The following is a 19,094-nucleotide window of genomic DNA, read 5'->3' as shown; positions in this document are numbered from 1 at the left end:
GCTATAGAGGCTTTTAAGCCATCTGTGATTTATGATGAATTAAGATTTCAATATGGTCTTCTTTTTGAATCTACGTTCTCACTTATAGATTATATAGAAGACAAAAAAACAATCTTCAAAAATAAAAAATTTGAGATAGAAACAAAAATAAAAAATGAAATAGGCTCCGATGGGGATATCATTGTTGATTATATGAGAGAACTCAGAAACTCTATCATACATAGAGGCGCAGACATAACTTCTGAGGGATGTGTGATTAACGATAGGTATGTAGTCTTAGCTCCAGATAATGTGACAAACAGGAATGGGGTGCTGATAGAAAAACCTAAAGAGATATTTTTAGATAAGTTACTTGCTGTTCTCGATAACGCAGTGAAGAATGTCACTATATCTGAACTGCATAGTTTAAACGTATTAGAAGAAAACAATGTTCAGTCGATTAATGATCTGGCAAGAAGACTAAAAAAACTACCGATTCCCCATCACGCTCCAGACGAAGTAAAAATGATGATTGAAGCACACATCAAAAACACTTCGGAAGAAGATTATTTATCAATGGCAACAGGCGTTTATAACTCTTCTCTGATTAATTTGATGGGAAATTTAGAAGTACGGATGAATATCCAACATTTATCATAATACCACTGCAATGTAAGTATCCCGGAAAGTCGTACCAGTAACATTTAATCCTTGTAATCCAGTTAAGTCAATCTCCGCTCCTCGCTCATAACCGACTTTCAGTTATGAGCGCCCCCAAACATAGGACGTCGTTTGACAAATCGCTGTTAATGCAGGTTACCTGACCACCAGCAAATCGGAGTACCGGGTGGTATAACGTGGAGACAACATTTCCCGTTTCATCTGCCACTTTGGCTGGATACCCTGCCCGGCAAAGTACAAGGTTCCCCGCCCATCTTTAGTGTTGAGTAGATCCAGCACCTCCATCAGTTTCTCACTGCCCGGGCGCGGCGCGTTGTCATCAAAAAGGTTAAGCTGGGCAACGCCCTGGCTGAAAAAATCGCCCAGCATCACTCCCGCTTTCTGATATCGGTACCCGTCTTTCCATATTGCGTCCAAACAACGGATGGCGGCACTGATGATGTCCCTGCTGTCCTGCGTGGGCGTTAACAGTTTCACGGAGGCATTATTGCCGTAATAGGGCTCGTTCAGTGCGAACGGGCTGGTCTTCACAAACGCTGAGATAAAACGGCAATACTGGTGCTCACCACGCAGCTTCTCTGCCGCCCGGGAGGCATAGCTGCAGATCGCCTGGCGCATTTCTTCATACTCCGTAATACGACCGCTAAAGGAGCGGGAACAGATAATTTCCTGTTTCACTGGCGCGAATTCTTCCAGCGCCAAGCAGGGTTCTCCGCGTAACTCACGCACCGTACGCTCAAGCACGACGTTAAAATGTTTCCGGATAAAACGGACGTCGGTATCAGCGAGTTGCAGTACGGTCTTGATCCCCATCGCCTCCAGTTTTTTCGAGATCCGCCGACCGATACCCCAGACTTCATCAACCGGCAGCGCGGCCATCAGTTTGCGCTGCCGATCGACATTGGACAGATCCACCACCCCGCCCGTCTGCCGCTGCCATTGTTTGGCCGCGTGGTTAGCCAGCTTGGCCAGCGTCTTGGTCTGGGCAATACCAACCCCCACTGTCAGGTGTGTGCGCTGCAAAACAGTAGCCCGGATTTCACGGCCAAAATCGGTCAGTTCCCGACAGTTCCGTACACCAGTGAGATCACAGAATGCCTCGTCTATCGAGTAGATTTCGCAGCGCGGAGCCATTTCTTCCAGCGTGGTCATCACCCGGTTAGACATATCCGCATACAGCTCATAGTTGCTACTGAAGCAGAGTACCCCGTGGCGACGGAAAAGATCCTTCTGCCAGAAGTACGGCTCTCCCATTTTGATACCCAGTTTCTTTGCCTCTGCGCTACGGGCAATAACACAACCGTCATTGTTGGAAAGCACCACTACCGGCCTACCTTTGAGATCCGGGCGAAAGACAGTTTCACAGGAGGCATAGAACGAGTTCACATCACACAGCGCGTACATGATCAGCCCGTCGATTTCACGATGAACGTCACCACACCAAAAACATCGAGCGTTTCTTCGCTCCCGATGATGATTGGCGACCAGGCGCGGTTTTCAGGGTTAAGCTGGACTGTTGGCCGTAACTGCAGGCGCTTGACGGTAAATTCCCCGTCCACCGCAGCAATAACGATATCGCCGTGCTCTGCCTTGCGTGAGCTGTCCACTACCAGCAAATCTCCCTCACCGATCCCGGCATCAATCATCGAGTCACCGGATGCCTTAACGAAGTATGTGGCGCTGGGGTGTTGTATCAGTAGCTCGTTAAGATCAATACGCTGTTCAACGTAGTCCTGAGCTGGGCTTGGGAAACCACAGGGTACAAGGTCGCCATAGAGTGGAAGCGGCTGCACTGCACGCAACCCGGAGGGAGTGAAAAACTGCATCATAATCACCGTCAATTAATACTGATATTATATACAGTAGTTTTTATTTGGGCGGAGATCAATGGCATTAGCCACCATAGATCATCATCGTTTCATAACTCAATGATTTACCTGGCTGCCGGAAAATTTTTAAATACAAGCTCAGCAAATATTCTCAAAATCTCACCGGCCATCGATTTTACATGAACTATTCCTCCGGTGGAGTAGGCCACTCGATATCTGGTGCTCTGGATGTGTCAACCTCTTCCAGCGCGTCAAGATAATCAAGCCAGTCATTATACTGCGCTTTTTCTGTATCCTTCAGACGCCCCATTGCAGCCTTACCAGGCCACTGTTTACTGCTCATATAGTCGCTTGCCTGAACAATCAGGTAGTGTTTTTTGTTTTCAGCACCCGCGATTAATTCTTCCCGTGTTGGTGGCGGAGCATCTGCCCAGGCAGGTAATCCGTCATCCCCCGCAACTCTGATCTTTCCTTCAGGTGGTTCGTTCATAAATTCAGATGCCTGCTCGTCTGTTAACACTGCTGCATCGTTGGGCCAGACATCATTTGCCCTGAATTCATTTTCCAGTGACTTCCATAAAATTAAGTTTTGTGTAGAGCTGTAGTAAAAATTCGCCATTAGTAACCAACTCCTAAAACGAATGCCGCCGCAGACGATGCCGTGTAAGTTGAACTCGCAGTGCATTTAGTTCTGTCACCCGGTGCAACCCCAAAGAAAGGTGAGTTGTTTGGGGAAAATGTCGTTCCTCCCGAGGAGATCATTGCAAAATTGCATGAGTTCGGAAATGCAGTTGGCCACGTAACATCAGTAGTCGAAATACTGCCTGACGATGCCTGTGGAATCGTCACTCTTGTCCCCTGAATGATAAGGGTGCTGTCGTTACCACTATTCTTTCCGGGGAATTTAGCAATGAAGCTGTAACCAGAAAAAGTGAACTCAGGTGCACCTAATTTCGCGGCAGCTCCTAAACCAAGGTTTGCGAGAGCAGTGGCGATGGCCGCCGCACCATCAGCTTTAATATCCCCAAAGGGATTTGAACGGCTCAGGAGCAGTTTCTTTAATGCCGTCAGCAACTGGTCGCGCTTTTCCTTATCCAGGGTAGCGCCGGAGGCTTCAACCACCCCCACCAGCTCTTCCTGCAGCATGTCAAAATAATCGTCATCCAGATCGGTAGCTGGTGTGCCAGTCTGAGGGTTTCCACGGGTAAAGCCGTTCTTGCCCGCGCCGAATTTATCCTTCTGCGCGGTTGCGGTATCTATGCGGTGCATGAGTTACTCCGGATATTTAAAAATAACGTAGGTATGGGAAGGGCAAAGCTTGTTCAGAACACACTCGACAACCGTGTCCCCCCAGATCCGCAACGCAGAGTTGCAGGGATCAATACAGGTCATCCAGGCGGTACTGGTGGAAGAAGGCATGTTCACCTGCCAGTAATAACGCCAGTCCGGCGAATACACGCCATCGGTACAGGCTGAAGTACAAGTAAAGGTGCTTTTGTCATAGCGCGTAATGGTGGCGCCCGGTTTCCCCAGCGCGGCGAGCTGGGTAAGAAAGAAATCCTCGTTGATACCCCCACTCAGATTGACCTTTGCGTCCAGGCGCTGCTGACGCTGGCGCAATGTCTGCGTTCCTGCGGGGATACACTCGTCAGGCAGGCCGCACAATCGTTCCCAGCGGTTAAGCAGTTCTGTGGTGGTGCGCGGGTCAAGCTCAAGCATCAGGTCATCCGCCCGCTGATGCACCCGCAACAATGATGGCGCAGAGCCGGACAGTGCCGGATCGCTGACTGACCATGCCGGTCCCGGTGGCAATAAGGCCGACAGCAGGCTGATGTAATCGTCGTTCGTCACGTCCATGCGATGTCCCCCATCACCGCCAGTTCATTCTTCGCGACAGGAATAGTGGCGGCAGGCTCAATAAGCTGATGGCTGTATTCCCCGGTCGCAATCGAAATGGCCTCATTGATACGGGACAGCTCCAGTTCCCCTTCCGGATAACCGTCGCGTAGCAGGAAGGCGCGTAACTCCGCCGTGACCGCCGCACGAATTTCCGGGGTGTCCGGCGTAATTCTGACGTGAAAATCCACCGTATGTTCTACCGGTTTAAACACATAGAGATCGGAGCCGGCCACCGGGGCAAGCGGCATAATATGCGTTCTGGCAGACGTTACGGTATCGTCATCGGGGATCGGATTGACCAGATCACTGCTGGCCACCATCACCCCAACCGTTCCGGTCCCCATCCAGTGACGATAAGTCCAGGCCCGGGTAATACCGGGAACCTCTTTCGCCCAGACGACATAATCGCCGTCGGCCCCGCCCTGCGGCGTCCAGTAGTAGCGTTCAATGACCCGCGCACGCCAGGTCTCCAGATCCTCAGTATCAAATCCCCCCGTCAGTGTGTCGGCCATACCTGAAGAGGGAAGTCCGCTCACCGGCGTGACCAGAATGAGCGCGGTACCGTCGTCCGCGTTACCACTGACACCAGCGACTGAACACGCTACCGGCACGCGCAACACCCCACCCGCACTGACGGCATCCGCCGTGGCCGTGTACTGGATCAAATCGTCACGCTGAATCACACTGCCGGTAGTGACCTTCAGCCCGTCGCTGACCCCCTCCCATCGCATATAGCCGACCAGCGTGGATGGCTGATTGACTTCCAGCCCCGGGCGCCACAGATAGTTACCTTCCGAATCCTTGAGGATGCGGATCGCGAACAGGGTGTTGTTGTTCATCATGAACCTGGCGCCGCTACGGTGTGACTTACGCAGGGTATATACCAGCTTGATGATGGCATCCGTCGTTACTGCCGCGGCTGAACCGGACAGGATATGCTGCAGAGTACCAAAAGCGCGTGTTTTGTCGTCGTCGAGGCTGGACGCATAAGCCAGGAACCCTTTTGGCTTTTTGGTACCATCCCCGGTGGTGAAGGCAATCTCTTCCTTCTCGGCAAATTCAGTGGCCAGCTCACTGTTGATCCAGTCTTCCGCATTAAAAAACACGTCATCGAGCATTTTCTGCGTCGCCTGCGGGTTGCCGTAGATTTCCCCCATAAAAGGTTCAATCATTTTCAGTTTGGATGCGTCCGTTGCCGGGCGCGCATCCGTCTCACCCACCCAGCCTGATGCCGTGCCACCCACGCTCACCAGTTTTTTATACTCAGAACCCCCTACGGTGATCACCGTGGACTCCTGCCGCATTACCACTTCATCCTTCAGCAGGGTAAGGATATTGCGATCCAGTTCTTCCGGAATGGCATATCCGCCGTCTTCATCGGTGCCCACCTGTAATGCTTTACGCTCCAGCTCACGAAGACCGTCATCATCACCTTTACGCATAAACTGCATAAAAGCGGTCTTGTGCTCGGTCGCCGCTTTGGACTGCTGCTGTGGGCCGCCAGGGCGTTTGAGCGACACCAGCTCAGTTTCCAGATCGGATTTCAGGTTTTCCAGCTCGGTGAGTTTACCGTTGAGGGTGTCAACTTCCCCGGCCAGTTTCCCCTTCTCACTTTCGAGGGCGTCAATTCGCTTATCGTTTTTGGCCCTGAAGTCATCAAACTTCGCCTGCAGCTCCTGCGCGACCTGTTCTACATCTTTAATTTCGACTGCCATGTTTTTTACTCCGGATTAAAATTTGATGTTTTTAAGTGCATCCAGTGCAGTGCCCACGCCATCAGCATCGCGCTGATTCAGTGTGCTATAACCCCCGGCCATGAATGCCTTGGCCTGGGTACGTGAGAGCCCAACGTCGCGCAGGACTCTTTCAATACTTTTTTGGGACGGCATCTCGCCCCGGGCAAACGCGCTTTTAACATCACTGATGCGAGCCTCGTCATTCGACGGGAACGTCACCGGGCTGACTTCCCAGAGATCAATCTCCTTCAGAAGAAACACCTCCTTAGTCCTGTCGTATTCCCAGTCTTTCAGCATGTAGCCAATAGAAAGGCCGGTTAAAGAACCGGCCTTCATGTGAGCATGTGCGCGTCTGGCAAGGGGATCGTCATCGATAAGGAGTCGCCCCTTAACGTATAACCCGACGTCATCCTCTTTCATGTCGGTATAGATGCCGATGGGTTCATCCATCTGATGCTGCCAGAGCATGGCGGGCATCGTGTTCTTTTCACGCCACGACTGAAGCGATTTACTGAATGCGCCGGGCACGACCACATCGTCGTAGCTGTCCTTCACACCAAATACGGATCCGTAGCCCTCAAATTCACCGCTGTCACTGACGGATTTCAGTTTCAGCGGCACATCCAGTCGCTGCTTATTCTGCATGGGGTTTATCCTCTTGCGGTTTCGCTTTGCTGCCGTCTGACGGCTTCGTGGTCATATTCATTGGCGTCAGGTAGACATCCCCGCCCGGACGAGGATTGCGATCTTCAAGTTCAAGGCAGTCATTGGGGGAATACATACCCCAGTTGATGGCAGTGGCATATGCCTCAAAGCGTGACTTCATATCGCCTCGCAACAGCGCGCCGACATTGAATTTTGCGTAGTACGTTCCCAGTTTCGATTCCCGGATCAGACCGATATTGATGCGCTGCTCAATACGCGTGAGGTACGGGATTAATGAATAATTGATAAAACCCAGGCCCAGTTCTTCAATGTTGCTGAACGTTGCCCGATCCGTGTTCTGTACCATATGCATCGGCACACGAAAAAGGCGGCAGATTTCCTCGAGCTGAAACTTACGCGTTTCAAGAAACTGACTGTCCTCGGCGCTCAGTGCCATCGATTTCCAGTCCAGCCCCATTTCGAGGATCATGGGTTTATGGGCATTGCCCAGCCCCTGGTGTTTTTCGGCAAAATCCTCTTTTAGTCGCTGGTAAGCGAGATCGCTTAACTCCTGCTCTGTCCGCAATACACCAGAAGTGACCGCACCATTACTGAATAACCTGGCACCGTGTTCTTCCGTGGCAAGCCCAAGGGAAATTGCCTCACGGGCATAGGCTATGGGGTTCAGACCCACCAGGCCATCGAGGGTAAGAATGCGCACATGCCAGATGTCCTCCTGCCCCAGCACATCAGTGCTGCCGTCAGGAAATGTGACCTGGTAAACCGGCTCCCATTGACTGTTAAGTTTCGGCTGGACACAGCCTGGATCCAGAGGGAGAAGCTCAACCACCTCACCCAGGGCCTTGACCTTATATGCGTAAAAATTTCCGCGAAGACATAAGCAAACCACCAGCAACTCCCAGAACTCCTGTGGTGTCATAAAACCATTCGGTTTTATGGATACCAGCTTATGCAGACGCTCGCTGGTCGCCTTTTCTTTATCTCTGCCAACGGTTTTATAAATATTGCAGGGAAGCATGCCGATAGATTCAGCAAGCACACGCACACAGCCAAAAACAGCGGTCAGACGCATTGCGCGCCCACTACTCACCCGCTTTCCTGTATAGGTGTCGTAAGTCAGACCTATTTCCTGCGCCAGTTCTGAGGGCGTGGTTACCGGCTGGTTACTTTTGGCGAACATGCCAGAGAAAAACATCAGTCACCCCCTGATTGTTTGCTGCCCGAAATGGAGAGTGCTTTAGCCACCAGCCAGGACCAGAGAAGACACAGAAAACCACCAGCGATAACGCCTGCAGGGGGATAAATCATCCATACCCCAAATGAGAGCAAAAGTGCCCCCAGCACCCCGACCAGTGGGGTGAGTATTTTCAGGATCATAAACGCCTCGGTTAAAGTGAACGGATACCATGAGACTCGAGTCGGTCAGACAAGGTGTCTACCTTCTCGTAAAGCATCGAACGTCCGATCGACATAATCAGCGCCACCGCGCCGTCGATTTTGTTCTCGTTCTGCTCTTTGATGGGTTTCACCACATCGTCGTTACCGGGAATATCACAGATCTTTGGTTGAAATGGTTACCCACTGCAGCGAACCATTCATTTCGATCTCCATCTGCAATGGCTTGCAAGTAATCACACCATTCTCAGTATCAACCCTTGTGATTACATGACCTTCTGGGGCCTCGTACTTTCCACTCTCTAGTAAGTTGGCACGATGTTCTGCCCCTAACCTTATACTGTTATAAGTCTCCTCTCCGATCATTTTTACCTCCACATTTACGAGGTTAGATAAAGCATAATATTTTTTAATCGAACCGAACTAATCCACCCATAATTACATTATTAATGGCCGCAACATTATTAATTCTTTCGAGAATAATTGGATCATCTTTCACTCTCTCAAGCCAGTCAGTAGCTGCGTTAGCAATATCCCTACATAATCTATCAGCACTTAACTGAAGCGCTCCGTTATACATAATCATGTGAGATACTCCATGAGTGAGATGTATTTTTATTCCGCCAGCCCAATCAGATGCTTCATGTAAGAAAGCGCATCGTAATTTCCAAAAGGTCTTCTCATCAAACTTATTATTGAACGGCTGCTGTTTAAGCAATTCAAGTTGCTCAACGTGCATTGCATTGGCTGCATCAGGATTTGTGGCCATTAAGTGATCATAACAAAAATCAGGGAAATATTTATCTTTCAGATTTTCAGTGAACCACCGCTTTGCTCTCGGACCATTAGATATGCGAGGCGTTTCAAGCTTTCCACAGATATCAGGTATTGAAAGTGCTATAAATAATGCTGCATAGTAATTTTTTTCTCCAAGGCATTTCTCTACAGAATCAATATATTCTTTCATTGAGATATTCCATTTCTAACAAAAGCCATATTTTATCACTACTTCCAAAAGTAACTGAGATGTAAGTCAAGAATATTTTTTGATATAAGAACCTTACCCCATCTTTGCACAGGTTCACCACCTCGCCACTCAGGGCAGCATCATTACTGCTGCATCGCCTTTCGGCAGAGGTCTGTCCGCTTTACAGCTTCATTGAAATATTCCCCTTCAGGCAGTTCGCCTGCCACGCTTTGTTGTGGCTCAGTACGTCACGCTTGGTCTGCCTATCCAGCACCTCGATATCGCGATCAGTCAGGTAGATTGGCTTTACCCAGTCACAGGCGGTATCAACCACCACCGGGGCGCTTCCACGACTCGCGCAGCTCACGATCAACATCGTCGCAAGGCATACGGTTAACAGTCTGCTGTGCATTGCTGGCCTCTTTCGTTACTTCGGCGCGCCGATCGGCTACGGCTTTGGTTGCGGCCAGAGCATCATCAGTACGTTGCTTATCCGCTTGAGCTTCGGCCTTTTCGCGTCCACGCATACTTCCCAGACCAAATGCCCCCAGCACCAGCATGATGAGCAGCCCGATACAGGTCAGAATAGCTTTGAGCTTTGTCATAGGCTCACACGCTCCCGGAGCCATCCATAAACGAATGATTCGTTTGCCGGGCGTTGCTCCGTCAGTTCCAGGTAGCGCTGCCCCTGGCTACAGTTCAACGCACGTAGCAGGACGTTTTCCCCTTCGCTTCCTCGCTTAGCCAAGAATGACTTCAGCGCGCTGACAGTTCGCGGGCCAATATGACCATCAGCAATAATGTCGGGATAGAACCGCTGCTGGTTGTTGAACGCGTTAAGCCAGCGCTGCAACCACTTCGCCTGAACTGATGGACCCATGTTTACGCCTGTATCGCACAACTCAGCGGCGATGGACGGTGAGACGGCGGCAATCAGGTCAAATCGAGGGCCATACCAGTAATCGGCCTCAAGAATTTCGAGTGCTTCCTGTCTGGTCAAATCACGCATGTCACGGGTATAGCCATGGGAACGAGCTGTTGCCTCGGTGATACCCCAGTTCGTCGGACCGCCTTTATCGTTCGGATGATTAACGTAACCCCCCTCTTTCGAGAGTATGGCGTTAAATATGTCGTCTTTAGTCATTAGTGCCTCAGTTGATCAACCAGTCGCGCTACGTTGCCCCTGACGGCCACCAGCACAGAAAGAAAGATGATATTGGCCCCGATTGTGGCCCACGATGAATGAGGGTAAATGCCGCAAAGATAGGCTAAGGGCACCGCACTGTAGATGACTGTAATTAGCCATGCCAGGCGCGAAACCCAAGGACGATGCCGGGAATCTCCCCGGCGGTAAAACATCAGGGTTATCACTACCCCGACGCAGAGCAGCGCGTTAACAGTCGCTGTCGGGTCATTTAGCGCCACCAGAACCTCCCCGGCGCGTTATAAGCGCCACCAGCGAGCCGATATCCTGGTTATTCAGGAACGTCAGGATTTTGACGGCTAATGCGGAAATGATTACGGCACCAATGGCATCCAGAGGTTTATCGCTGTAACCAGTCAGGGCTGCCAACTTTGAACCCACCAGCCCAGAACAGATAATCCCAGCGATATACGAAACAACGAAATACGCCAGCCGGCGGGTTGCGCTCATGTCTGAGGCTGTTGCTATGTAGAACACGGCCCCCGCAAATGCGCCAAATACCACACCGTAATCAGTTCCGGTCAGCAGTCCATAAACACTGGCACCCGTCAGGGCTCCACCAGCTAACCCTGTGCCGGAAATCGGATCGGACATTTAGCCCCCTCTTAATTGCTGTGAGTCCTCTCAGTAATGAGGGGAAATAGATTCAGGCTTCACAGGCTGGATTTTTCAACGAAGCAGTTAGCGGATGATTCCTTTGAGCCTGAAATAGACAAAGGCCACCAAAATGGTGACCTCAGAAAACGAAAAACCCCGCCGAAGCGAGGTTTGAACATACTTAAGTTCGTGTCTAAGTGACCACTCTTAACAGACTACAATAGTTTTTGCGTAACGCACTAACATTTTTTTGATACAAATTTCTCTCATTATTTTTTATGGGGTAAAGTGCTCTTGGACTACACAAACATGAATAGGAAGAGTCATGACCGTAAAAGCTGAGTATTTACGTGACACATGTCAGTTGTTGGTTATTGAACTGACAAGGCTTCAGCAGTTGAACCGCTCTCTAACCATTGATGAGTTTTTTGAGCTCAGTGAGAACGGTAAGTTTGTTAGCACCATAATTAAAAAATATGGCGAATACATGCGCACGGTGAAAAACCTTTCCCTGGAAGGGAGTGATTTTGAAAAAGAAATGCTTTCCTATCTTGAAGACGCCTTCTCGCGCCATGCTAACGTAATAACTGAGGGAACCTATGGCGTTGTTGATGATGCCTACCTTCTGGCTATCAATGTCACTGTTGCCATTATGCGTGAAGCAGACAAAATGGATTGACGATAAAGCCCACATCAGTGGGCTTGTTCTTCTTCAGTGCCAATCATCCATTTCAAGCTTAATGTCGAGCATTGATAAACACCCGTCAATGAACCCCTCTGCCATTTGGAATTTAATCCGAATCATCCCTTCTGATAGCCTGAGTCTGCGGGCGATAGCACGCTTCGATATGTCCTTCACGTAATGTTCAAAAATTAAGGTGTATTCGTCAGGTCGCTTTAGCTTTAATCGGGCAAGGCAGCTATCAATAATCATGGCATCATCCTCCGTGCACATCGTATTAGCGCCACCTTCAGGTAATAACCCTTTAAATCCTGCCGCAATTGGCGAGTAACCAACATCTGTTTCAATCTTATGCTTTGACCAGTTTCCCCAGCGCTCCAAAACCATTTGAATATTACGCATTGATGTTCTCCAAATAATTAGGCCAGAACGCCGAGCCCATAAGCCCGGTCCAGCACTCTGATAATCATTACCGGCTGAGGCACATGCTTTCGCTCAAACTTCACCGGGTCGTTATGTAGTTCTGTATGGCACTGGCGACACAGGGGGATCGCGAAAATATCATGCGCTTTTGTTGCCATTCCTCCCTGCCCCCAGCCAATTAAATGGTGTGGGTCATCTGATGGTTTGCCGCAGCATTCACAGGGCTGCGTTTTAATCCACGTCAGATATCTGGGGTCTGTCCAGCGGATCCGCTTTGGACGCTTCATATAGGTTTGCGGGGACTCGGGATCTACCAGAACACCGACTACGGGCTTAACCGCAGATACCTGCGCTGGTGGCATGTTCACGGTTACTGCGCTGGCTCTGGCTGTAATGATGCTGGTGGACGTAACACCCGGCTCGATATCGCTTTCACGCATAACTGACTGGTGTGCTTCCGAAGGAATACGTAGCGCACGACTGGCTGCTGATTCGGGAATTGCGTCGGTAACCCCCATGCGAACAGCCCACCAGCAAAGCTCCGCCAGCGACAGTTCTCTGGAAGGATCCAGATTCAGGGCAGTCATTACGCTATTGATAATCCAGTTAATGACATTGCGGCGCGCCAGCTCTGCAAGTTGCTCGCTGTAATGGTCACGCAGATGGTTATCACAGTGCCCACACAGAAGAACTGAACCCGGTTCATGACGCAGAATGGTTAACTCGTGATAATGGTAATTGCTGTGTGGCCACTGGCAGCAATTGCTGCCATAACGCTGAAGCCAGTAATCAAGACCACTAAAACCGCCAGCAGCGTTTATAACGTTTTCATTCAGGAAGAACGCACGCAGGGACTCGTCACACGCAAGCGACTGGAGCACGTCAGGAACACGACCTGCAGGCAACCGTTCCATACCTGCCGGCTGACTCTCCACCAGCACGCGCTCGCAACTGAATAATGACATCAGCTCGCTGCCAGGTTTAAGCAGCACAATCCCAAGCTCACGTGCAACCACCGGCTTCAGCAGCGCCCTCATTCTGCGATCTCCCCAATAATGATTTTCCCGCTCTCCCCCCACAATTTTGTGACTCGTGAATCCCAGATGTGAGCGTCATCTTCGTAAATGGCATCCATCAGGGCTTTCATCATGTTGTCAAAATCAGGTTTAGTCTGGTGCGGTTTACCGTTGAACTCAGCCCGTTTCTTTTTGCTCCAGCTCGCGGGCATTGGCAGGATGAATGTGACATGCGAACCGCTTTCCGGCAGCTCAACGCCCTGCAGACGAACTTCGTCACAGAAAGCCCGGTACCGCAGAACCTCAGGGCGTTTTTTCCATTTATCAGCGCGCGTCATTCTGGGTTTGCCCATTGGGGTGATGTTGTAGGCTTTCACATTCACCTCCAGATCCGTTGTTGCCAGGTTCTGTCCTGACGCGGAGGTTTAGATACTTCCGGTAAGAGTGCGCTTATCGTCCAGTGAATAAAGTCATTATCCAGACTACGTTCTGTCTTAATCTGCTTTGCGCGATAGCGGGCTTCCAGTTCGTCAGCCTGCTCAGTGGTGAGTTGGGTATGTTGGAACCAGCTCTTCTTCATAACGCACCTCTGGATGCGGCAAAAAGAAAATCGCTGGCGTTGGTTAACGTCAGTAAGTGGAATTGCTTGAATTGGTCTTGCGCCATGGGCTTTTCTCCTGTGGCGCAGCAGGTATAGGTTGTTCAGGCCTATGACGGGAGTGTAACAGAATTCTGAGTAACGCGATAACCAGCCCTTTCCAGCATCTGGGTAAACAGCGTTGGTGTACCAACAACATCATCATCCTGAAGGGGCATAAATGACACCATGCTACCGCGCCGGTACATCAGGGCGCGCTCACACTCAGGAAATGATTGCAATCTGGCAACGATGGCCCCATCGTGACATCTGATAACTGCGTAGCCTTTTTTGGGCAATTCTACTTTTTCTTCCACTGAAACTCCCCCATGCAAACGGGACAAAAGCAATACCCAAAATAATTAATAAAACCAATCGTCAGCACTTTCCCAGGTCTCCTGGAGGATCGTCTCTATTTTCTTTTTATCTTCCTTGTCACCACCAAGAATACTTAAACCATCAGAACCAGCACGACGAATGCTCAGGCTGCAGTTCTCATACTGGTTTCCCAACCTTTTCAGCAATTCTTTCTCCAGTGCGGGAATCGCTCCCTTTGGAAGTTCTTTAGTACGATCAATGGTGAGTTCAACTTTCATAATAGCCTCCACTGCATATACTGTATGTTTATACAGTACACCTGTGTATTGAAATGATCAATGATTTAAGAGCACAAATTGTTAGTTCATGTCAGCATTGATGAAAAATAACCCGCCGTAGCGGGTTGAATTAACTGTATTTTATTAAGCGGCAATCTCTTTATGCTGACAAAGCCCTGGTAAATTGGCTCGCACTAATGCCTCTGCAAATGGCGGCGGAACAGCGTTACCACATCGCGCTACCTGGTCGATTGAGCGGGTCATCTCTTTTATCTCGATGACGACCGGTCGCTTCTCGTCGAGCTGCAACTGGTTAATCGCGTTAATGGCGTTGGTGCGGATGTTGGTGTTTCGAAAGAGGTATTGTTGCTTCATACGGCCTCCATGGAAGAAACCGCATAATGCAGACAGGTGCATTTCTGCATCTGTGGCAGGGTGATGTGTTCAGATTGTGGTCGCATATAATTTCCCGATCATATGCGCAGAAGTCACCGGAGTTGTTCAGTCTCCGGTGACATGATTACGGCTTGGTGATTATTGAAAATCAAAGGCTGAGTTACTTAGAACAAGAATTAATCGTATCCACGATATCGGATGCGCTTTCTTTAACGTTAAAATTAACATTCTCAATAAGTCTGACGGCTGTGTAGTCGCCTCGTGGGTTGATAAAAATAATGTGGTCAGTGTTGATGAAGATAACGTCATCAATTCTATCAGTAAGTTGAATAATCATGAGTAACCCTCGTTTAATTGAGGCTAATTTATAGCAAATTGCTTTTCGTCATGGATACAAGCAACCGCCGAAATGAGATAGAAAAAAATATGAGTGACATCACATAGTTGAATGATTTATCTATCACTTAGCTCCTGCTTCGGTGCTGCTGCAATCATTGCATCCCACTGATGATCTGGGCTAACAAAGCTATCAGCCTCATCGTTTGCCTTGTGAAAGGCTTTACGCATCTCGACTGTCGGCTCAACCGGAACCATCACCCAACCATCCGGAATGGCCAGATAGTTGCCAGTCCGTTCAAAGTTTGGGTTTGCATCCTGAACCAACAAGATGTAGCCGTTCTTTGCCCCGTCCAGCTCTGATAGTTCAGTGACGGTTCCGAAGTAACGATGTCCCGCGTCAGCATCGCAGGTGCTGACATCAACAGAGACTTCCATGCCTTCGATTAATTCCAGCAACTTGTAAGGCTCGCTTACAGGCTCGGCAATCATTACCTGCGCATCTCTTGGTTCGCGGTTAAGCTCGTCAATTGCGGCGATCAGTTTTTCGGCATCTTCTGGCGAGAGATTGCCATCAATGAACATGAGTGGCGCACTCTTTACCGCCAGCACCTCATCAATCAACTTCACCGCGTCCGACATCGCGTAGCCAATGTCTCCGCCGTCACGTTGCGCTGCTACTTTGCTGAGTGTTTCGCGTATCTGGTGAAGGCGGTCGAGTGATATAGGACCGTGTGCTGGGTGGTTGTTGTGGTCTTTGGTTAATGTGGTCATGGGTTAGCCCTCCATGCTGACGAGGATGTTAGCGGCACCAAGCGCCTTGTTGTAATTTTTCTGGCAGTCGATATAGCCCTTCGCATAGTCCTCAGAAGCGCCGTAATGGCAAATCTGAAAATCCGAGAATTGCTTAACCTTAACCTCACGCGCCTCCATTTCTGCTATGCGCTTCTCTGCGACTTCCAGCTTTGCCTCAGTCTCTTTGAGCTTTTTCGCCATGCGGTCATGACCATCAACGATTTTGCAAACTTCGCGTTGAAGGACTTCCTCACACCGCTCCAGTGCATCGCGTAAATCCCGCATGCTAACCACTCGTTTCGGTAACTCACTGAGAAAGTGGAGTGGCGTGAATAGTTCTCGACGGGCCATGCGAGCAGCCACAATGAGCAGAATATTTTCTAATTCACGCGCTGATTCAGCGGTCAGCGCCTGTTTGTTTGGTTTCATGCTGGCATTCTCCCCACGATATCCATAACCCGGCGCATAACTGCACTTCCCCGAAAATCTGCTGGCAACTCCATCACAGGCTTGCTTGAACCGTATGAGAATCGCTGGAGATCGAAATCAATCACTGCTCTCTGGTCCCGGAACAAACCGAGACGACCGTAGCGGATGAGCTCGCCTCGTATCCGATGTTCTTTCTCTCAAATGGTCGCAAGTAAGCGAGGAAGGCATTTTTATCCAGCAAGGGAAGACAGGGACAAAACAAATTAAAGTCTGGACTGAGAGGCTTCATAACGCCATCGAACTCGCAAAGACTCTTGACGGACGGGAAACCGTTATCTGTAGCAGTAAAAAAACCAAGTATTCGAAAAGTGGTTTTAATGACCTGTGGGAAACAGCAAGGGAAGCAGCAGGAAAAAAACTTGATAGAAAGCTACCATGTACTTTTCATGATCTCAAAGCCAAGGGAATATCTGATTACGAAGGCTCGAGTAAGGACAAACAACTATTCTCAGGTCACAAAACTGAAAGCCAAGTTGTGGTTTACGACAGAAAAGTGAAAATTTCTCCCACATTGGATCTTCCAGTCTTGGGCAAATCAGAAGATGATGATGGCGAGTTTTATACCAAGTGAATATACCAACACTATACCAAGTGTGACATGAGTCGTTGATAGGAATTGAGCTAAGTGTTTGAATAGTGGCGGAGAGAGGGGGATTTGAACCCCCGGTAGAGTTGCCCCTACTCCGGTTTTCGAGACCGGTCCGTTCAGCCGCTCCGGCATCTCTCCGTTTTGATGGCTGCAATGATGCCAGGTAATTTGGCATTTTAACAGACCCTGCTCTTTCAATTTTGTTCAAGTGATGAGTTTGCGAGCAAAACGATGATTAAGTGGCCCTGGAAAGCACAAGAAACAGCACAGAATGAAGTCCTGCCGTGGGAAGACGCTCTTGCCATTCCTCTGCTGGTAACCCTCTCTGCACAAGAACAAGCCAGATTGATTGCGCTGGCAGAGCGTTTTTTACAGCAAAAAAGACTGGTCGCGCTTCAGGGTTTTGAGCTGGACTCGCTAAAAAGCACCCGCATTGCGCTCCTTTTTTGTCTGCCGGTTCTGGAGTTAGGCATCGAATGGCTGGATGGTTTTCATGAAGTGTTGATCTACCCTGCCCCGTTTGTGGTGGATGATGAATGGGAGGACGACATTGGGTTAGTACACAACCAGCGTGTTGTTCAGTCCGGACAAAGCTGGCAACAAGGACCTATTATTCTCAACTGGCTCGATATTCATGACTCCTTTGATGCCTCTGGTTTTAATCTGATCATTCACGAAGTAGCGCATAAACTGGATATGCGTAATGGCGATCGCGCAAGCGGAATTCCTTTAATCCCGTTGCGGGATGTTGCCAACTGGGAACATGACCTGCACGCTGCAATGAACAATATTCAGGACGAGATTGATTTAGTGGGCGAGACAGCATCCAGTATTGATGCCTATGCCGCTGTCGACCCTGCTGAATGTTTTGCCGTCTTGTCAGAATACTTTTTCAGTGCGCCCGAACTGTTTGCACCACGGTTTCCGGCTCTGTGGCAACGTTTTTGCCAGTTCTACCGTCAGGATCCGTTACAACGTTTACGCGATAGCACTGACGACGACGAGCAGCGGGCTTCATATATACATTAATCCTCTGATTTGAGGATTAATTAACCAATTGAAATAACATGCGAATTTTACTGTTGACACCGTGTGGTGTGGTCAGTATTATTCGCCTCGTTCACACGATTCCTCTGTAGTTCAGTCGGTAGAACGGCGGACTGTTAATCCGTATGTCACTGGTTCGAGTCCAGTCAGAGGAGCCAAATTTAGAAAAGCAGACGTTTTAAACGTCTGCTTTTTGCGTTTTTATACTATGCATTTACGATTCAGTAAGTTAGCGTGAAAAATCTTTCCGGTCGTATCTGGCTTTTCCTCCGCATCCAGGAAGTTTGGTGGTCAGATTTGGGAGTGGTTTGATTCTGGAGTGACCCCAACATGTTATTACGATTCTAAAACCCGCAATTTAAAACCTTCTCCCTTTCGGTAGCACTTTTCGACTCACACTGCATGTATCTGCCCGTCAATCTGGCGGTTCGCGCATCGGATATCTCAAATATAGTTTCAACGCAAGAGCGTCGAAAGTCAGTTTTGGCGCAAAAATACGTACTCCCGCATACCGTGGCGTTCTCTCGCCAGATATGTAGCGCGGCGAAATTTTCTGAACTGTCCAGAATTGAGTGCAAGTACAGGAATCACATGCACTGTTCGCTCCCACACCGCGACCATCACAGAGCGGTGCAGAGCACTGAAACCAGTCCCGGAACTATTTGAACCTGTTGCACTGCTCACACGATGGGTATGCGAAGGTAAATCTAATGTGTGTAATTTTCTCGCCAGTGCCTGCTCAAAGATTCCCTGAGCAAAACGTTTTTTAGCCTCGTAACAACGCTGCCTTTCATCAACCCGCAGGGTGCGGCACCCATTGAATCGATTTTTGCTTACCGTCGAAGCGTGCCAGTATTTTGAATTGCTGAGATAAACAGGAAGAAACATACCGAAGCCATAAGTCAGGCTGGTATTTGTACTTTAGTATCAGTGAAAGGGTATGGATTAGAATGGTTTTTAGTGAACAAAGTGAACTTGAAAAAGAAGATAACTAACTGATAGAAATGAAAAAAGCAGACGTTTAAAACGTCTGCTTTTCTAAATTTGGCTCCTCTGACTGGACTCGAACCAGTGACATACGGATTAACAGTCCGCCGTTCTACCGACTGAACTACAGAGGAATCGTGTGAACGAG

Annotated in this window: 29 protein-coding genes, 3 tRNA genes and 2 pseudogenes; 5 read left to right on the top strand and 29 right to left on the bottom strand. The window is 49.3% G+C overall.

The window, feature by feature from the left end; translation table 11 throughout:
* The coding region (locus tag NNO04_RS20680) for a hypothetical protein (RefSeq protein ID WP_271446251.1) at positions 1-639 on the top strand (639 nt) is incomplete at its 5' end.
* A gap of 156 nt (positions 640-795) precedes the next feature.
* Here NNO04_RS20680 and NNO04_RS20675 read toward each other — a convergent pair.
* The 16 genes from NNO04_RS20675 to NNO04_RS20600 all read right to left on the bottom strand — a co-directional run bounded on the left by NNO04_RS20675 (position 796) and on the right by NNO04_RS20600 (position 10,950).
* A complete protein-coding gene (locus NNO04_RS20675; protein WP_271446250.1) occupies positions 796-2,064 on the bottom strand; it encodes a Y-family DNA polymerase in 1,269 nt (422 codons plus the stop codon).
* A 2-nt stretch (positions 2,065-2,066) separates the two neighbouring features.
* Positions 2,067-2,486: a translesion error-prone DNA polymerase V autoproteolytic subunit gene (locus tag NNO04_RS20670; RefSeq protein WP_271446252.1), complete on the bottom strand. Its 420-nt coding sequence runs from the start codon at positions 2,484-2,486 to the stop codon at positions 2,067-2,069.
* Between the two features lie 187 nt (positions 2,487-2,673).
* Complete coding sequence (locus NNO04_RS20665) at positions 2,674-3,108, bottom strand: tail fiber assembly protein (RefSeq protein ID WP_271446249.1); 435 nt, start codon at positions 3,106-3,108, stop codon at positions 2,674-2,676.
* Positions 3,108-3,758 (bottom strand): hypothetical protein, encoded by a 651-nt coding sequence (locus tag NNO04_RS20660; protein ID WP_271446248.1) that lies wholly within the window; start codon positions 3,756-3,758, stop codon positions 3,108-3,110. The genes NNO04_RS20665 and NNO04_RS20660 overlap by 1 nt, the downstream gene beginning before the upstream one ends.
* A gap of 3 nt (positions 3,759-3,761) precedes the next feature.
* Positions 3,762-4,346, bottom strand: a complete 585-nt coding sequence (locus tag NNO04_RS20655) for a YmfQ family protein (protein WP_271446247.1) — start codon at positions 4,344-4,346, stop codon at positions 3,762-3,764.
* Positions 4,337-6,103 (bottom strand): phage major capsid protein, encoded by a 1,767-nt coding sequence (locus tag NNO04_RS20650; RefSeq protein WP_271446246.1) that lies wholly within the window; start codon positions 6,101-6,103, stop codon positions 4,337-4,339. Before NNO04_RS20650 ends, NNO04_RS20655 begins: the two co-directional genes overlap by 10 nt.
* 15 nt (positions 6,104-6,118) lie before the next feature.
* Positions 6,119-6,769, bottom strand: coding sequence for an HK97 family phage prohead protease (locus tag NNO04_RS20645; RefSeq protein ID WP_271446245.1), 651 nt, complete (start codon positions 6,767-6,769; stop codon positions 6,119-6,121).
* Positions 6,759-7,985, bottom strand: a complete 1,227-nt coding sequence (locus tag NNO04_RS20640; RefSeq protein ID WP_271446244.1) for a phage portal protein — start codon at positions 7,983-7,985, stop codon at positions 6,759-6,761. The genes NNO04_RS20645 and NNO04_RS20640 overlap by 11 nt, the downstream gene beginning before the upstream one ends.
* On the bottom strand, positions 7,985-8,167 hold the full coding sequence (locus NNO04_RS20635) for a hypothetical protein (protein ID WP_191219745.1): 183 nt from the start codon (positions 8,165-8,167) through the stop codon (positions 7,985-7,987). Before NNO04_RS20635 ends, NNO04_RS20640 begins: the two co-directional genes overlap by 1 nt.
* 11 nt (positions 8,168-8,178) lie before the next feature.
* Positions 8,179-8,322 carry a hypothetical protein gene (locus NNO04_RS20630; protein ID WP_271446243.1) on the bottom strand — a complete coding sequence of 48 codons (144 nt, stop codon included), beginning with the start codon at positions 8,320-8,322 and terminating at the stop codon, positions 8,179-8,181.
* A gap of 272 nt (positions 8,323-8,594) precedes the next feature.
* On the bottom strand, positions 8,595-9,152 hold the full coding sequence (locus NNO04_RS20625) for a hypothetical protein (protein WP_271446242.1): 558 nt from the start codon (positions 9,150-9,152) through the stop codon (positions 8,595-8,597).
* Positions 9,153-9,333: 181 nt separating this feature from the next.
* Positions 9,334-9,528: a hypothetical protein gene (locus tag NNO04_RS20620; RefSeq protein ID WP_271446241.1), complete on the bottom strand. Its 195-nt coding sequence runs from the start codon at positions 9,526-9,528 to the stop codon at positions 9,334-9,336.
* Positions 9,479-9,757, bottom strand: coding sequence for a hypothetical protein (locus NNO04_RS20615; protein WP_271446240.1), 279 nt, complete (start codon positions 9,755-9,757; stop codon positions 9,479-9,481). The genes NNO04_RS20620 and NNO04_RS20615 overlap by 50 nt, the downstream gene beginning before the upstream one ends.
* A complete protein-coding gene (locus NNO04_RS20610) occupies positions 9,754-10,296 on the bottom strand; it encodes a glycoside hydrolase family 108 protein (RefSeq protein WP_271446239.1) in 543 nt (180 codons plus the stop codon). Before NNO04_RS20610 ends, NNO04_RS20615 begins: the two co-directional genes overlap by 4 nt.
* The gene (locus NNO04_RS20605) at positions 10,296-10,577 is read right to left on the bottom strand and encodes a phage holin family protein (protein WP_271446238.1); all 282 of its coding nucleotides are present in this window, start codon (positions 10,575-10,577) and stop codon (positions 10,296-10,298) included. Before NNO04_RS20605 ends, NNO04_RS20610 begins: the two co-directional genes overlap by 1 nt.
* Positions 10,564-10,950: a phage holin family protein gene (locus tag NNO04_RS20600; RefSeq protein WP_203360959.1), complete on the bottom strand. Its 387-nt coding sequence runs from the start codon at positions 10,948-10,950 to the stop codon at positions 10,564-10,566. Before NNO04_RS20600 ends, NNO04_RS20605 begins: the two co-directional genes overlap by 14 nt.
* 328 nt (positions 10,951-11,278) lie before the next feature.
* Here NNO04_RS20600 and NNO04_RS20595 point away from each other — a divergent pair, with 328 nt between their 5' ends.
* The gene (locus NNO04_RS20595) at positions 11,279-11,632 is read left to right on the top strand and encodes a hypothetical protein (protein ID WP_271446237.1); all 354 of its coding nucleotides are present in this window, start codon (positions 11,279-11,281) and stop codon (positions 11,630-11,632) included.
* Between the two features lie 33 nt (positions 11,633-11,665).
* On the opposite strand, the gene NNO04_RS20590 is transcribed toward NNO04_RS20595, so the two are convergent.
* The 10 genes and pseudogenes from NNO04_RS20590 to NNO04_RS20550 form a co-directional block, all read right to left on the bottom strand.
* The gene (locus NNO04_RS20590) at positions 11,666-12,037 is read right to left on the bottom strand and encodes an antiterminator Q family protein (protein WP_271446236.1); all 372 of its coding nucleotides are present in this window, start codon (positions 12,035-12,037) and stop codon (positions 11,666-11,668) included.
* Positions 12,038-12,054: 17 nt separating this feature from the next.
* Positions 12,055-13,095 carry a DUF968 domain-containing protein gene (locus NNO04_RS20585; protein WP_271446235.1) on the bottom strand — a complete coding sequence of 347 codons (1,041 nt, stop codon included), beginning with the start codon at positions 13,093-13,095 and terminating at the stop codon, positions 12,055-12,057.
* The gene (locus NNO04_RS20580) at positions 13,092-13,451 is read right to left on the bottom strand and encodes a RusA family crossover junction endodeoxyribonuclease (RefSeq protein WP_271446234.1); all 360 of its coding nucleotides are present in this window, start codon (positions 13,449-13,451) and stop codon (positions 13,092-13,094) included. Before NNO04_RS20580 ends, NNO04_RS20585 begins: the two co-directional genes overlap by 4 nt.
* Before the next feature lie 2 nt (positions 13,452-13,453).
* The gene (locus tag NNO04_RS20575; RefSeq protein WP_271446233.1) at positions 13,454-13,654 is read right to left on the bottom strand and encodes a hypothetical protein; all 201 of its coding nucleotides are present in this window, start codon (positions 13,652-13,654) and stop codon (positions 13,454-13,456) included.
* Positions 13,655-13,782: 128 nt separating this feature from the next.
* A complete protein-coding gene (locus tag NNO04_RS20570; RefSeq protein ID WP_271446232.1) occupies positions 13,783-14,028 on the bottom strand; it encodes a hypothetical protein in 246 nt (81 codons plus the stop codon).
* Between the two features lie 45 nt (positions 14,029-14,073).
* Positions 14,074-14,307: a DinI-like family protein gene (locus NNO04_RS20565; RefSeq protein ID WP_271446231.1), complete on the bottom strand. Its 234-nt coding sequence runs from the start codon at positions 14,305-14,307 to the stop codon at positions 14,074-14,076.
* Positions 14,308-14,556: 249 nt separating this feature from the next.
* A pseudogene (locus tag NNO04_RS22965) lies at positions 14,557-14,682 on the bottom strand (recombination protein NinB); the annotation flags it as partial.
* Positions 14,683-14,863: 181 nt separating this feature from the next.
* Entirely contained in the window at positions 14,864-15,040 is a 177-nt protein-coding gene (locus NNO04_RS22960; RefSeq protein ID WP_442870755.1) for a flagellar FlbD family protein, read from the bottom strand.
* A gap of 116 nt (positions 15,041-15,156) precedes the next feature.
* Complete coding sequence (locus NNO04_RS20555; protein WP_271446229.1) at positions 15,157-15,813, bottom strand: hypothetical protein; 657 nt, start codon at positions 15,811-15,813, stop codon at positions 15,157-15,159.
* Positions 15,814-15,816: 3 nt separating this feature from the next.
* Complete coding sequence (locus NNO04_RS20550; protein WP_271446228.1) at positions 15,817-16,263, bottom strand: hypothetical protein; 447 nt, start codon at positions 16,261-16,263, stop codon at positions 15,817-15,819.
* A gap of 169 nt (positions 16,264-16,432) precedes the next feature.
* Between NNO04_RS20550 and NNO04_RS20540 the strand changes: the two are divergent.
* Positions 16,433-16,894, top strand: a pseudogene (locus tag NNO04_RS20540) (tyrosine-type recombinase/integrase); the annotation flags it as partial.
* Positions 16,895-16,960: 66 nt separating this feature from the next.
* Here NNO04_RS20540 and NNO04_RS20535 read toward each other — a convergent pair.
* A tRNA-Ser gene (locus NNO04_RS20535) sits at positions 16,961-17,050 on the bottom strand.
* 93 nt (positions 17,051-17,143) lie between these two features.
* Between NNO04_RS20535 and mtfA the strand changes: the two genes are divergently transcribed.
* Complete coding sequence (gene mtfA, locus NNO04_RS20530; protein WP_271446227.1) at positions 17,144-17,941, top strand: DgsA anti-repressor MtfA; 798 nt, start codon at positions 17,144-17,146, stop codon at positions 17,939-17,941.
* Positions 17,942-18,041: 100 nt separating this feature from the next.
* Positions 18,042-18,117 (top strand) — tRNA-Asn (locus NNO04_RS20525).
* A 319-nt stretch (positions 18,118-18,436) separates the two neighbouring features.
* Here the strand turns inward: NNO04_RS20525 and NNO04_RS20520 are convergent.
* Both NNO04_RS20520 and NNO04_RS20515 read right to left on the bottom strand, forming a co-directional pair.
* Entirely contained in the window at positions 18,437-18,847 is a 411-nt protein-coding gene (locus tag NNO04_RS20520; RefSeq protein ID WP_271446226.1) for a hypothetical protein, read from the bottom strand.
* A gap of 157 nt (positions 18,848-19,004) precedes the next feature.
* Positions 19,005-19,080, bottom strand: a tRNA-Asn gene (locus tag NNO04_RS20515).
* Between the last annotated feature and the right edge of the window lie 14 nt (positions 19,081-19,094).

The sequence above is a fragment of the Citrobacter sp. Awk 4 genome, from assembly GCF_028069725.1.
GTDB lineage: Bacteria > Pseudomonadota > Gammaproteobacteria > Enterobacterales > Enterobacteriaceae > Citrobacter_D.
The sequence above is the reverse complement of the archived record's forward strand: the minus strand, read 5'-3'. Positions and strand labels throughout refer to the sequence as shown.